This window comes from Echinicola vietnamensis DSM 17526, from assembly GCF_000325705.1.
Classification (GTDB): domain Bacteria; phylum Bacteroidota; class Bacteroidia; order Cytophagales; family Cyclobacteriaceae; genus Echinicola; species Echinicola vietnamensis.
This window is the reverse complement of record NC_019904.1, coordinates 3,220,521-3,234,470: the sequence shown is the minus strand read 5'-3', so window position 1 is coordinate 3,234,470 and position 13,950 is coordinate 3,220,521. Positions and strand designations below refer to the sequence as shown.

The window sequence follows — 13,950 nt, the reverse complement described above, 5'->3', positions numbered from 1 at the left end:
TCCCTTCAAAACACCCTCTAATCAGTATAAAATTTTGGGAAACAAGGAATTATTTTACTAAAAACCGTACTTATCGAAAGACAATGCACCCAAACTTGAGCCATTTCTCCGAAGAATCCTTATCTTTGCAAGGAAAAGTAGATGAATATAGTTCTGGTCGGTTGCACTTGTATTCGGCAAGGGCATCGACCAAGCTACAAAATAGGAACATACAGTAAAATGAATTACTATCAATGTTTCCTTTCGGAGGCACTTACTTCATTTGTTTTCTAAGGCCCTCACCCGCTATTCAACTAGGGGGTACTGTTCCATCTTTATCTCACCGACCGGTCAATCTCCGGTTACTTCCATGAGAGAAATCCAAGTACGCTGCTTCTAGCAGCACATTTATGATATTGGACTTTGTCCCGTCATAAACAATACGATCATAAACATGTTAGTTTAAGCAGTAAGCCATTGACTTGCTGTCATTTCAAACCTTAAACGTTATTCTATTCATGTGTAAATATTTATTTACCATCATTCTCACCTTAAATTTAATCAACCTCCAAGCCCAGGACCTGGAAATCATCACCACGCCTGGAAACCCAACCAAACTCATCAATGACGGGTACATCGAAGCCGAAGTAAAAGGGGGAACGCCACCTTATACCTATCAGTGGAGCAACCCTTCCACACCAATGGATGCCAATAGGGCTGAAGGACTGGTAGAAGGCATTCACTATACCCTCACCGTGACGGACAGCGAGGGGAAAACCGCATCCACCAAAGCCAAGGTAAAATCTCAATCGGTAACCGAAACATTTAACGGAGCTTTTACTCCATTAGTAGAAGGCTTGACCGACTTTCTCTTTTGGGATCCCTTTGCGGCGATAGGCATTTATGATCCCGTGGTGTATAACAAAAGTAAAAATGTCGAAATCCCGGGATGGAAAGCGGGGGTAAAAGACCAATTCACCCTTCAGGAATGGAAAATCGGAAACCAGCAACATGTCAATAAAGGCGATACGATTGCCACAGTTTTGTCACAAAACGACGGAGCTATAGCAGTGGTGGCCCCAGAAAATGGCACCATCAAACACTCCATCAAAGAAGGTGCGGTCATTTACGATGCACAGAACACCGAAGACCTTATTGAGACAAATGCCCATGTGTTTGGCAAAATCAAATACGATGAGCCCGTTATCTTAACTCACCCTAACGGTGATCCTCAAACCCACCCGATTCCTTTTATTGTGATTTGGCTGGTAGTGGGTGCTGCCTTCTTTACCTTTAAGATGGGCTTTATCAATATCCGCGGATTCCGTCATGCCATTGGCTTGGCCACGGGAAAATACGACGAACCTGATGCTCCGGGAAAGATTTCCCACTTTCAAGCGTTTGCCACCGCCACTTCCGCGACAGTGGGATTGGGAAATATCGCAGGTGTGGCCATTGCCATTTCACTTGGTGGTCCAGGGGCGACCTTTTGGATCATCATCGCAGGATTTCTCGGCATGTCATCCAAGTTTACCGAATGTACCCTAGGACTGAAATACCGACACATCGCCAAAGACGGTAAAATTTTCGGAGGCCCCATGAACTACCTCAAGCATGGCTTGGAAAGAAGAAATATGAAAAACCTGGGCAAAGTGCTCGCAGCTGTTTTTGCAATTTTCTGTGTGGCATTCTCCTTTGGGGGCGGCAATATGTTCCAAGCCAACCAATCCTATAAAATCCTCGCCACGCAGTTTCCTGTACTGGAAGGTTTTGGCTTTTGGGTAGGCGTGATCCTGGCCATTTTGGTAGGAGTAGTAATTATCGGCGGTATCGAAAGCATCGCTAAGGTGACCGAAAAAATCGTCCCCTTCATGGCTGGGCTATACATTTTTGGAGCGCTGGTCGTGATTTTTGTAAACATCGGAAACATTGGTCAGGCCTTTAACGCCATCTGGGACGGGGCCTTCAACGCCACCGCCATGAAAGGTGGTTTTATCGGTGTCCTTGTCGTGGGATTCCAGCGGGGAGTATTCTCCAATGAAGCCGGCACAGGCTCAGCCGCCATTGCACACAGTGCCGTAAAGACCAACAATCCACCTTCTGAAGGATTTGTTGGGTTATTGGAACCATTTGTGGATACCATCGTGGTGTGTACCTTGACGGCACTTGTCATCATCTTTACCGGCAAGCATGAAGCGCAGGGAATGGGCGGTGTAGAACTTACTTCACAGGCCTTCGCCAGTGTGATTTCTTGGTTCCCTTACTTACTGGCCATTGCCGTATTGCTTTTTGCCTTTTCTTCCATGGTTTCATGGTCCTATTATGGACTGAGATCTTGGACCTACTTGTTTGGAAAAAGCAAGCGTTCTGAACTGGCCTATAAATTGGTCTTCGTGGTCTTTGTGGTCATTGGTGCTTCCATCAGCCTTGGTGCTGTACTGGACTTCTCTGACATGATGATCCTTTCCATGTCCTTCCCGAATATCATCGGGCTCTACATCATGAGTGGGGAAGTCAGAAATGACATGAACAGCTACCTTAAGAAACTTAAAAATGGAGAACTCTTCAAAAAAGATAAGGCCAATAAGGAAGAAGCGCTTCCTTAAGCGATAAAAATTCCGTTTGGCATAATCATTTAGAGCCGCCTTCCTTTTGTGACATTGCTTAAGGAAGGCGGCTTTATTAATGGGATATTATTTATTCTTTGACCACACTATCCAGTGTTTTGGCCGAAAGTGCTTTGTTGCCAGTGGCAATGGACAGTCCTGCATCAATGTATTGTCCACCTTGATCCTGCTGACAATAGATGGCCATGGTATTGGCGCCACTCCGCAGGGCCTTTTTGGCTGCATCAGAAATGGCAGCATTGGTATAGCTTGAGGTCCACCCGTTCAATTCAGCTGCTTTCACCCCGTTGATATACACGACACACGCATCATCATGGTGAATCCTCAACCGGAGGTTATCCTTGTCAATTTTATTGATATCCCCCAGTTCGAAAGTTCTACGCAACCATATCTCATCACCTTCCCAAGTGGTGCCATTGATGGCTCCTGGAGTTCCCTGAGAGCCAAAACCTCCCCGGCCTTCATGCCATCCCTCAGCATCATAATCCGACTCCTTCCACTGGTCAGAAGGCTTGGAAAAAGTATACTGCCAGTCTATGTTTTGCTCCTTGGCCGTAGGGACAAGTGGATAAACGTAACTTTTATCGGCAATGATCTTTTCATTGATCCGAGCAATTTTCTGGGGATCCACCTTCATCACCCGGTCGTAGGTCATGATACCGTTCAATTCGATTTCCACATCGGTAATTTCCGTATAGACGGCGGCACTCATGCCTTGGTTGGTCTTGAACTCCACCAGCATATCGGCAAATTCATCGTACATGGCCACATATTCTTCCTCACTGTTGATCGTTACATATTGCATCAAATCATCGGGATTCCAGATATGGTCGTCCAACTGGTAACCGATACCTCCATACTCTCCACACACGGTGGCCTGATAAGGGCTTTGGGCATAGGCTGGTGGCGGATAACTGTGGGCATCGGCCACGTCGGCGGCACCGTGATTGGTTCCTCCACTGGCTTCATTGACCACCCTGGAAGGATCCATTCCTTTTACCAAGGCTGCATAGCGCTCGGTATCATGTTGCGCTTGAGACTCGTTAAAGATCACCCACATCACGATGCTCGGAGCATTTTTATGCGTTTCCACCATGCGCATCAATTCTCGTGTAAAAGCCTCTTTATCCGGCTCTGGAGTGGCAAAAGTGTAACTGTTCGGAGAAGGCATATCTTGCCAAACCAAAAGGCCAAGCTTATCGGCCCAGTAGTACCACCGCTGTGGCTCTACCTTGATGTGCTTTCGAGTCATGTTAAAGCCCAGCTCCTTGGTTTTTTCCAAGTCGTACCGCAAGGCCTCATCCGTAGGAGCGGTGTACAGTCCATCGGGCCAATAACCTTGGTCCAGCGGTCCCATCTGAAACACAAACGCATTGTTCAGGTAAAGGCGCTGGAATTCCCCTTCCTGCTCCACTGAAATCTTACGCATGCCGAAGTAGGTATCCACCACATCGACCACTTCATCGCCATCCTTTAAGGTGATGGTCATGTCATAAAGGAAAGGATTATCGGGAGACCATAGTTTTTGGTTTTCGATGGCTATAGCCGTGGGCTTCATGGGATCACTTTCCACGGTGGCCACTACCCTGTCTCCATCCTTGACGGTTGCCGTATAAGTAAGAAACCTTCCTCCGGTAGCTTCCACGGACAAGTTAAGTTCAGCCTGATCGATATCTGGAACCATCTCGAAGTCCACGATGCGCTTTTCCGGAACGGGCTCTAGCCAAACTGTTTGCCAAATTCCCGTAACGGAAGTGTACATGATGCCCTCTTGGTTGAGTGCCTGTTTCCCCCTTGGGAAGCCTTCCCGGGTGGTAGGGTCCCATACTTTTACAGTAACGGTCTGGGTTTTACCACTCGTAAGATGATCCGTAATATCAAACGTAAACGGATCGTATCCACCTTCATGCTTTCCTACGGGGCGATCATTGATATACACGGTCGCCTCATAGTCTACAGCACCAAAGTGAAGAAGGATCCGCTGGCCTTTCCAGTCTGCAGGTAGGCTAAATTCACGTCTATACCAAATACGCTCATGGACTTCCTGAACACCCGACAAGGCCGATTCCACCGCAAAAGGCACCAAGATATTTCTGGCCAGCTTTCCTTTTGGGTAAGGTTCATTTTGCCAGGTACCCGGCTGAAACTGCCAGAGGCCATTGAGGTTTTTCCATTTTTCACGAACCATCTGTGGTCGAGGATATTCGGGCAGTACATGCTCAGGATCCACATCTTTCGCAAATTTGGTCATGAGCGGAGCTTGTTTGGGTGTCCATTGCTGGGCATTGGCATTCACCACCAGCCAAAACATCGCTACAACTCCTAAAAGTGTTTTTTTAAGCATTTTGTTAATATTATTGAGGTTAGATAGTATTGGGCTTTATTGCCACATGTGGAGCACCAAGCAGGGTAAAATCCACTTGATCCTCCATCTCAAAGGTAAAAAGTCAGGGGGCGGACTGGTTATTACTTATCCTTCAAAATAGTGAAAGAAATCCTTCTTTTGGGCTAAAACCACCTTTAAAAAGCCTGCTATCCTTCACAAACTACCTTTGGGAGGCCATTATTGTGGGGTATTATAAACCGGAAATTCTGTGATTCTCAAGGTGGTGCATCCATAAGGCACCAAGGTGATCTCTTCTACCAATGATCGGTCTTGAATGGTTTTGCTCCAAAACCCGGGCATTACGGGCACATCATTTTGAAGCTTCCAATCCATCACTTTGACACCTGACATCTTCAGCTGTACAGGCGCATTTTCCAAGTTCCAAGGATAAGCACCATCCCAATCTACGGTTACCACTTCCACATGTTTTTGCAGGTTATCCAATTCATGCTGCAACAGGCCGTAATTCCAATCCGATGCAGGATGTACCTCAAAAAACTCCCCGTAACCATCGTTTCGGTTTTTAGCCACCTTTTTGTCCAGCACCTTAAGGGAATAAACCAGTGGCCCTCGCTCAATAGCGGTAGCAAATTGGTACCATCGGGAAGTTGTAATGTCCATGGGTAACTGTAAGGCAATGTGGTCACTGCTCTTCCATTCCCGTTCGATGATGGCCACTTGATCGCTGACGCCCCCTTCCCAGCGCTCACCATTAATGTGAATTTTAGCATCACTTGCCCAACTTGGAATTCTCAAGTGAAAAGGAAAAGTCGTTGGCTCGCTGAGTGAAATGGAGAAATTTATCGTCTCGCGAAAAGGATAGCCGGTTTCTTCCTTCACCTTTAGGGTCGTCCCATCGGCTACTTTCAGTTCTACTTCACTGGGTGCATACATCAACGCCGCCACACCTCCATCTGCAGTGGCATACCAAAGGTTTTGCACAAATTTTGGCCAAGACTGGTGCATATTGGAAGTACAGCAAGGATATCCAGCCAGTACGCCAAACACAAAATCTGTCCCTTGGTGATGATTGGTTTCAAAGGAAGTCTGAATCTTATCGGTCAACTTCACTTGATTGGCCGCTTGAAAATACTGCCTGGTCATGAAATCATCGGATGCTTGGGTGGGCAATGCGTTATAGGTGATCCTCTCCAGCTGATCAGCATAGGACATATCTCCGGTAATTTTCAAGATGGTCTCCAATGAAAACATGCCTTCGGAAATGGAGCAAAATTCCACCCCCTGAACGGGATCATTCCCATGCAATGGCTCATCCCCACCGTACATGCCCTGCGGCTGTCCGTGATATTTTTTTATATCTGCCAACGCTTCCTTGGTGGCTTGTAAATGCTGTTTATCCTTATCATAAAGGTACCGCACAGCAGGCATTTTCAGCCCTTGGGCGAGATTTACGGTATGGATCCCTCCGATCTTTGACACCGTCAAGTGGTCTATTTCTGCTTGATCAAAGGGATACCGCTTCATCTGATAAAAATACCAAGGTGACTGGGGATCCACATTATTTTCCTTGTTTAGGAACACATTTGTCCAAGGGAAGGTCTGTTCCGCGATAAGCTCTCCCAGTTCCAATAAAAACTCATCCCCTGTAATATTATACAACCAATAGACCACTTGCAGGTTATCCCCACCCCGACGGTTGGCCCAAAAAGTCCATTGGTCCAAAGGAGTATCGGGCAGCTCTTTTAATTGGAACCTAAAATAATTGGTGAGCACCTCGATCACCCTATGGTCACCAGTAGCGTCATAGTATTGCTTGAGCACCTTCAGCATGACCATTTTTGGCCACCAATCTTTTCTCATTCCCTTTTGTAGTCCCGCTTCATAGGCAGGCTGTTCGTCAAAAGGCACTGGCCCAATATAGCCGCTATCTGCCTGATTTTGGAGTGTCCACTCCACCCAAGGCTGCACTTTTGCGATCAGCTGTTCATCTTTCAGGATATAAGCCAACGGCAAAAGTCCATCAATCCAGTAGGGCCCCCTCTCCCATCCATCCCCATCGCCACCTAGCCAGCCATTCCGCTCCCCCATGACAGCAGGATAAATAGTATCCAAATTCCCCGTGAGACCATTTTTCATGCGTACCAACTGCTCTTCTATCCACCCCTTCGGAGATATGCTCCCCAAAGGAAGCTCCAGGTAAGGTGATGGCGCAAGAGGTGCCCTATTCTGAAGGTAAAGTGGCTTGCTGGCTGAATGTCCTTGTGCATACAATTGACTTTTGGTATTTCCTACCAGAAAGGCACAAATAAAAATCAGTAACACTTTTCGATTGTTCATGGGGAATTGGGTTGATTGTTACTTGAATGCCCCAATTTACATATCAAATTCTCAACATCAAGCTATACCCCGAAAAAATATCAGAAGCTAATTTGATTTAGCAACCATATTAAAATGGATTAACCCCACAGTGACGGAAAAAAAATCTTTAATAGTTTTCTGCTTATATTTGAAAAAAGGGGCAGGCTAACCTAAACCTGTCCCATTAATTGAAATTTTAGTTTACACCCTTTTTGGGATAGTGTCGTATTTTACTCAATTCAGTCACAAAGTTTTTAGAATCCATTAACCTATTGATTTAAATATTGATATGCTTCCTCTAAACTATTAACTCTTCTTGCTGTGTAGGTCCTCTTCTCTCCTACACCTACTTATTTTCCTGCATTTCTATCGTAGACATAATCACTATATACCTCATATATGACCTCTTTCCCTATAACCTCTCCATCATCACCCTTTAAATCCTTTCTTTCGGTTATTTTAAATACTGTTCGCTATCGGTATCGAAATAAAGGGTGTTCTCTTTGGCGCTAGCTGAGTAGTAGGTTGCTTTCCCTGTCTTTGTTTTCACTACCAATGCATCACATTTGTAACCTAATTTTTAAAACTCGCTCTTCTGTATTTCATAATTCACAGCTTCATCAGGATTATTATTAATATCTGTATTTATATCCATAAATAAACCTAAACGTCCATTATTTTCCTTTGCATCCGTTTGACCTAGAACATTCTTGTCAATCTCGATGCTGTACTCAGGGATGCCACGACCAGAAAAAACATATACATGAAAAAAGCCCAACCATTGCTGATCGGGCTTCTCTTTCGTCCGCAATTAAAAGACAAAACTTAGCGGCCAAGGCTTTTTATTTTTCATGGTAAGCTTAAAGTATTACTTAATTTTCACCAATATAGAGCAAAGAATCATTGTTACTATAAAACCCACAACTTTATTGGATAAACCATTAGAAAGAATATCAAATATCTCACCAGTATTTTCATCTATTTCCGGATGCAATATCCTATCGAAAGACGGTGATGACTTTTTATAAAATAAATTGACCACCCATAGAAATAGCCATTTGTAAAATGCTCCTAGATATTCAAATAAAAACATATCAATCTTTTTCTGAGGTCTTTGAATAGGTATCCTTTTTCCCTTTAGCATCCATAAACGGAACCACATCTTATGTAAACTTATTACAATATTTAACAAGTTTGTTATTATTACTCACTACTCCTTTTTTAAAAGAGGTTATTCCCGTTCCCTTATGAGCTTTATTAGGGCATCGGTGTTGGTCCCTACACCAGACTGTACTGTCCCGAAAGTCTAGGTGATATACCATTGTGAGGAAGTATGGGACAGGCTGGCAATTGAGAAATTTTTAACCTATAATACTCCATTAATCGCCGAACAAAAGATCATAAAACCCAAAAATTTCCATTCGTTTTCTTCGGTATTGTTTTAATTCTTTCGGGACTTCAGCCCATCCCTCCCAGGGGACTTTGATTTCTACCGTGTCCGGAACCGGATAATAAAGCAATGCCTCCGACAGGTCCAGTTTCTCTTTGCTGAATTCAATGACATACCTGTCCCCGACCCTGACAGAGTAATCCCCCATACCGGTTCCACCTTCAATTTTTCTTCCTTGGTAATAAAACTCGAATTTTATGACGGTGCCTGATTTCAATCCAGTCGCCTTTCTTACTACTTCCCCTATAGTATAGCTTTTCTCGTAGGAGGTATAGTATATTTTCCAGATAATAAAGCCAACAAAACATATAATTAAAACCAAGAACAATTCCTTTTTATCACTCATCTGTAAAACCTTTTTTCGCCCCTGTACCTACGGTATTTCTTAGGTTTCCGTTAAAACCATTAAAGAACTCAACAACTCCCTTTTCGACTCCGGCCACCCCCATCTTATCGGTGTACCATTTGCTGAAGCCCCCGATCAGTAAATCTGTACCAAACTGAGCATAGTTTTTTCCAAAACCAACTATATTGCGTTTTCCCTTCGGCGTAAAATCAAACATGACCATTGCCACAAACCCGATTCCCAAAAAACACCGACAAATCCAATATCGGCTATAAATATCTGAGAGAGGCCAAATAGAGACAGAAAATAAATCTTGTCATTACTACTTACCTCTTTTTATAAACTCTGGAATTTTCTCCCAGCCTTCCCAAGGAAAGTCCACTGGACCGCTTATAGGGAGATCTAACAATATTTGTGATTTCTTAACATCCTTAATTGGAACTTCAACAATATAAAACTCACCAGCTTTGGGATGATATATACTTCGAGGTGAAAATTCTCTGTGATTTTCCCCGTAGATTGTAAAACTAAATTCTACTTTTGGATCTTGTCCCCATGCTGGCACAATTCGCTGAACCTCACCAACTACGTACTTTTTTTCCAATGAATCGTAATTCTGTTTCCAAATCATATGTACTATAACCACCGTTACAATCACTAATATTATTCTTCCAATTATCCTTTTAGCTTTTGAATTCATCATTCCTTGGTTTTGATAACTCTCCTATTCCTTTTCTTGCCCCACTAAAAATGTTGTTAAGTTGAAGACTTCCATTAACTTAAAGGGAAGACTCCGGCTGGACAATCAATACTGAAACCTAATTATTCAGGGAACGGACAGAGTTGAGCTAACATTCCCTTAATAGTTTTCTGCTTATATTTGAAAAAAGGGGCAGGCTAAACTAAACCTGACCCATTAATTGAAATTTTAGTTTACACCCTTTTTGGGATAGTGTCTATTCCAAATTCAGTTGCCAAGACACCCCAAACTTATCCTCTACAAAAGTAAATTGTTGGCTAAATCCGTAGTTATCTATAGGCATCTTAACATCACCATTTTCCATGAGGGCATTATAAAGGCCATTAAACTCTTCTTCAGTTTCACATTCCACCCAATTAGATACTGCTGGTGTGAAATTCCAATCGTGTTGAATAAAACTGTCGCTACACATAAACCGCGTTCCGTTCAATTCAAAAATAGCGCTTATAATCGTTCCTTCCTTCCCAGGACCATCTGTACCGTATCGTTGTACATCTATCACCTTAGAATTGTCGAATAGGTCAACATAAAAATACATAGCCTCTTCGGCTTTATGGTCCTGGAACGTTAAAAAAGTGCATATTGATGTTTTCATAATCTATAATTAAAAATTAATGATTAAACTTATCAGTTTCAATTTTCGCAATAATGCTTTAATCTATACAAAAACATTCCCCAATTATAATTGCACCAACGGTAGAAGTTTGTTCGCGCTCTCCAATCGAAGTGCTTAAGAATAACCGTTGTGACGTTTTCTTTATCAGTAAGTTCAAAGGAAACCTTAGTTCCTATCCATTCTTCATCAGATGCAACACACTCCCAAACAATTTTATCGTTTTCCTCCAGCTCTACTGTTTTAAACTTGGTAATATATCCTTCATCAAAATCAAACTCATTAACAAAACCAATTTCAGGTTTCACTTTGAGTTTCTTTGTCCAAACGTTTCCTAATCCTTCTTCTGAAGTAAGCACTTGATAAACCTTTTCTGCAGGTGCTTTTATATAATTGATGTGTTCTATACTTTCCATAAAATGGGACTTATTTCAGTGAATGAAAACCTACGGAGTTTCCTTCGGTATCTTTAATAATGGAAACAAAACCGTGCTCCCCAATAGCCATTTTGGGCTGGATTACCTCACCTCCACTTTCAGCAGTTCTATCTTCTAAGACTTTACAATCCTCACAACCAAAATAAACTAGACTTCCATTGGCAGAAGGCTTTGCCCCTTCCATTTTTACCAAAGCACCGGAAGCCCCATAATTTTCCATATCGCTGGGAAAACCTTTCATTTGTACAGATCCATCTGTTGGGTCGGTCATGTTTTCCAATGTGACTTGAAGCACTTTTTCGTAAAATGTGGCAGCTCGATCCATGTCGATTACATTTATTTCAAACCACACCACAGGGTTAAATTTTTTCATCTTTTGGATTTTTTAAATGTTGATTCTACAAAAGTGAAAAAAGGATATGAAAAAAAACTTGCCCTATGGCAAGTTCTCGGTTTGAGACAGTACTTCTTTGCGTATCCTACTTAGGGAAGTATCGGTAATTCCCAAATAAGTAGCAATGTATTTTAATGGCACCTCTTTTAAAATTTGAGGTTTTTCTTGTAACAAACTTAAATACCGTTGTGAAGCACTTTGTGTGTGCATACACACAGCTCGGTGTTTTGCGATAAATAGTTGGTGGGACATCCAGTTACGACCCCATTCTGTAAAGCCCTCAATAGTACTGTACAACTTTTGAAAATCGTTGAAGCCAATTTTATAAACTTCACAATCCGTTAAGGCTTGAATAGTTTCTTTTGAAGGGCTACGAAGAAATAATGAAGCTACTTCAATGAGAATGTCATTGGGACCAAAAAAGTCAGTAGTAATTTCATTTCCTTTATAATCGATGACATACGAACGAAACAGACCTCTTCTAATTAAATAGTAGGCATTGCTTATTTTACCTTCCTTAAGAATGGTTTCATTCTTTAAAATACTTACTTCCGAATGAGCGTCAATAATTGTCTTGTAATCATCGCTTTTAATATTGGGATGATTATAAATTTGCTTGAAAAAGGGAAGTTCCAATTTTTTTTAATTTTTTGTGGAAAATTATAACAGCGAATCGTAATAATGAATTAAGCAATTTTTGTTTTAACCTAACCAAATAATGCATAGAAGCAGTTTAGCTTACGAAATTATCCCAGCTCCATTTGGTAAGATAATCGCAAAATCAAAATCTCTTCAAAGCTTAATCTGGATTTCAATTTCTTTTATGGTTTTGATCATCTCATGTTCAAAACCAACTATATCGGATAAATATATTCTTTTTCTATTAAAACAAGTTGAAAAATTTAGGTTGACTATTTCCCGTTTGTACTATCCTTACACAGGATAAATGTAAAACTACCATTAAGCTAACCTTCATTGGACTTGCTGAATAACCTATGATCCATTTTCCCCAGATCACTCATATACATCCTCGCACCAAAAGACACCTTCCTTTCACCAACGGATCAAGGCTTCTTTCCGCCGCCGCCACCTAAGTATGGGTGATGGTCAAATCCATCATAATCAGGGTCCTTTGCACGGGGATCGTTGAGTTTGAGGAGCTTTTGCTGTAACTTCTCCCGCATGCTTTCCAGTGTCTCCGCGTAGTCCGCTTGGGCGGCCACATTGACCAATTGATCTGGATCATTTCTCAGATCATAAAGTTCCTCTGCTGGCCTTTTTGCAAAACAAAGTTGGTAAGCAAATATATGCTCCAAGTCCTTTTCCTTATGGTCCACGATATAATCCTTCGTAGGTCCGCCGTCACAGTCAGCATACCATTGGTTAGGGTAATTGGTAGCCCCCAATTGGCCGGTTCCAGCAGGCCAAAGACTGGGCTGATAATTTCGAATGTATAAAAATTCATCATTTCGGTATCCCCGGGAAGGGTAACCGCCCATGTTAGGTTTCTCTTGCGCTGGGACATGTCTTTCTCTGCCAAACACTACCTCGGAACGGTTCTCAGGATCCACCAAGCCTGACTTCTCAGCATTCAGTACATTCAAAAAGCTCTTACCGGTCATCTCTTCAGGCACTTTCACACCCGCCGCTTCCAGTACCGTGGGCGCTATATCCGCGAAAGAAACAAAGTCTTCTACGTGACGACCCGATTGGATATGGCTCCCCCAGTATACCACAAAAGGCACCCTTACTCCTGAATCATAAAGGTTGCCTTTGCCACGGGGAAAGGGCATTCCATGATCTCCGGTTACGATAATAATGGTATTATCCAGCAGATCCTGAGCTTCCAGTTCGTCGATAACCGATCCTACCAACTGGTCCCAACGCTGCACCTCCCAATAGTAATCTGCCACATCACTTCGAACGGTCGTCACATCAGGATAATGCTTGAACATATGGACTTTTGACACGTCTATTCCGCTCTTCTGTCCTATTCCTTCTTCGTATGGCCGGTGGGGATCAGCAGAACCCAACCAAAAGAAGAAGGGGTTTTCCTTTGCCGCGGTCTTATCGAGAAATTCCCCAAACGTCTGATAGGCTGCATTTCCGGGATGTGCTCCATGTTCGGCCGTCCACTCATCAAGATTCCCCGGCCCCCAGGTTTTTGCCTCTGTTCGCCCCGTCACATATCCTTCGTCAGCCAAAAGATGGATAAAACTCTGATGTTCCACAGGAAGGGTACTCCAAAGGTTTGCCCCTGAACCAAGCTCCCAATGATACTTGCCAGTGATAAATGCATTTCTACTCGGCGTACAGGAAGGACTTGAGACATAAGCCTGATGAAAAAGCACACCTTCTTTGGCCAGACGATCGAAGCTTGGGGTCTTGATACCGGGGGCACCATACGCGCCTGCATGCGGCCAGCCCCAGTCATCGGCCAGGCAAAAAACGATATTGGGGCGACTATCTTCACTGGCCTGTCCGAAGGCTAGGGTAATCGCTGTCATTAAAAAAAACAGGAAAAGGACATGGGTTTTCATAGGTACACTAAGGTTATTTGAGGGATAACGATTTGATTCCACTGCTTGAAGACCTTAAATTATCATCTTCTAGAGCAAGGTAATATTTTTCCCCCTCAA

12 protein-coding genes are annotated in these 13,950 nt (G+C 43.0%); 1 reads left to right on the top strand and 11 read right to left on the bottom strand.

The genetic code is table 11. The annotated features are described in order from the left end of the window. Nucleotides 1–497 precede the first annotated feature (497 nt). Nucleotides 498–2,585 (top strand): amino acid carrier protein, encoded by a 2,088-nt coding sequence (locus ECHVI_RS13265; protein WP_015266512.1) that lies wholly within the window; start codon nt 498–500, stop codon nt 2,583–2,585. A 91-nt stretch (nt 2,586–2,676) separates the two neighbouring features. Here ECHVI_RS13265 and ECHVI_RS13260 read toward each other — a convergent pair whose 3' ends face one another. The 11 genes from ECHVI_RS13260 to ECHVI_RS13205 all read right to left on the bottom strand — a co-directional run bounded on the left by ECHVI_RS13260 (nt 2,677) and on the right by ECHVI_RS13205 (nt 13,851). Continuing rightward, entirely contained in the window at nt 2,677–4,950 is a 2,274-nt protein-coding gene (locus tag ECHVI_RS13260; protein ID WP_015266511.1) for a glycoside hydrolase family 2 protein, read from the bottom strand. Between the two features lie 219 nt (nt 4,951–5,169). Next, nucleotides 5,170–7,290 carry a beta-L-arabinofuranosidase domain-containing protein gene (locus tag ECHVI_RS13255; RefSeq protein WP_015266510.1) on the bottom strand — a complete coding sequence of 707 codons (2,121 nt, stop codon included), beginning with the start codon at nt 7,288–7,290 and terminating at the stop codon, nt 5,170–5,172. A gap of 601 nt (nt 7,291–7,891) precedes the next feature. After that, a complete protein-coding gene (locus ECHVI_RS13250) occupies nt 7,892–8,122 on the bottom strand; it encodes a hypothetical protein (RefSeq protein WP_015266509.1) in 231 nt (76 codons plus the stop codon). A 568-nt stretch (nt 8,123–8,690) separates the two neighbouring features. Next, on the bottom strand, nt 8,691–9,107 hold the full coding sequence (locus tag ECHVI_RS13240; RefSeq protein ID WP_015266507.1) for a hypothetical protein: 417 nt from the start codon (nt 9,105–9,107) through the stop codon (nt 8,691–8,693). Then, the gene (locus tag ECHVI_RS13235; RefSeq protein WP_015266506.1) at nt 9,100–9,351 is read right to left on the bottom strand and encodes a hypothetical protein; all 252 of its coding nucleotides are present in this window, start codon (nt 9,349–9,351) and stop codon (nt 9,100–9,102) included. The genes ECHVI_RS13240 and ECHVI_RS13235 overlap by 8 nt, the downstream gene beginning before the upstream one ends. 78 nt (nt 9,352–9,429) lie before the next feature. Beyond that, nucleotides 9,430–9,810 (bottom strand): hypothetical protein, encoded by a 381-nt coding sequence (locus ECHVI_RS13230; protein ID WP_217189895.1) that lies wholly within the window; start codon nt 9,808–9,810, stop codon nt 9,430–9,432. Nucleotides 9,811–10,063: 253 nt separating this feature from the next. Continuing rightward, nucleotides 10,064–10,462 carry a VOC family protein gene (locus ECHVI_RS13225; RefSeq protein WP_015266504.1) on the bottom strand — a complete coding sequence of 133 codons (399 nt, stop codon included), beginning with the start codon at nt 10,460–10,462 and terminating at the stop codon, nt 10,064–10,066. A 38-nt stretch (nt 10,463–10,500) separates the two neighbouring features. After that, nucleotides 10,501–10,896 (bottom strand): SRPBCC family protein, encoded by a 396-nt coding sequence (locus ECHVI_RS13220; protein WP_015266503.1) that lies wholly within the window; start codon nt 10,894–10,896, stop codon nt 10,501–10,503. A gap of 10 nt (nt 10,897–10,906) precedes the next feature. Further along, a complete protein-coding gene (locus tag ECHVI_RS13215) occupies nt 10,907–11,290 on the bottom strand; it encodes a VOC family protein (protein WP_015266502.1) in 384 nt (127 codons plus the stop codon). A 63-nt stretch (nt 11,291–11,353) separates the two neighbouring features. Next, nucleotides 11,354–11,947, bottom strand: a complete 594-nt coding sequence (locus tag ECHVI_RS13210; protein WP_015266501.1) for a Crp/Fnr family transcriptional regulator — start codon at nt 11,945–11,947, stop codon at nt 11,354–11,356. Between the two features lie 428 nt (nt 11,948–12,375). Beyond that, a complete protein-coding gene (locus ECHVI_RS13205; protein ID WP_015266500.1) occupies nt 12,376–13,851 on the bottom strand; it encodes a sulfatase family protein in 1,476 nt (491 codons plus the stop codon). Nucleotides 13,852–13,950: the final 99 nt, after the last annotated feature.

Bases quoted from the DNA above. Each gene is read 5' to 3' on its own strand.
- ECHVI_RS13260 (WP_015266511.1), bottom strand. From the start codon at position 4,950: ATGCTTAAAAAAACACTTTTAGGAGTTGTAGCGATGTTTTGGCTGGTG.
- ECHVI_RS13255 (WP_015266510.1), bottom strand. From the start codon at position 7,290: ATGAACAATCGAAAAGTGTTACTGATTTTTATTTGTGCCTTTCTGGTA.
- ECHVI_RS13205 (WP_015266500.1), bottom strand. From the start codon at position 13,851: ATGAAAACCCATGTCCTTTTCCTGTTTTTTTTAATGACAGCGATTACC.
- ECHVI_RS13265 (WP_015266512.1), top strand. From the start codon at position 498: ATGTGTAAATATTTATTTACCATCATTCTCACCTTAAATTTAATCAAC.
- ECHVI_RS13220 (WP_015266503.1), bottom strand. From the start codon at position 10,896: ATGGAAAGTATAGAACACATCAATTATATAAAAGCACCTGCAGAAAAG.
- ECHVI_RS13225 (WP_015266504.1), bottom strand. From the start codon at position 10,462: ATGAAAACATCAATATGCACTTTTTTAACGTTCCAGGACCATAAAGCC.
- ECHVI_RS13215 (WP_015266502.1), bottom strand. From the start codon at position 11,290: ATGAAAAAATTTAACCCTGTGGTGTGGTTTGAAATAAATGTAATCGAC.
- ECHVI_RS13240 (WP_015266507.1), bottom strand. From the start codon at position 9,107: ATGAGTGATAAAAAGGAATTGTTCTTGGTTTTAATTATATGTTTTGTT.
- ECHVI_RS13230 (WP_217189895.1), bottom strand. From the start codon at position 9,810: ATGATGAATTCAAAAGCTAAAAGGATAATTGGAAGAATAATATTAGTG.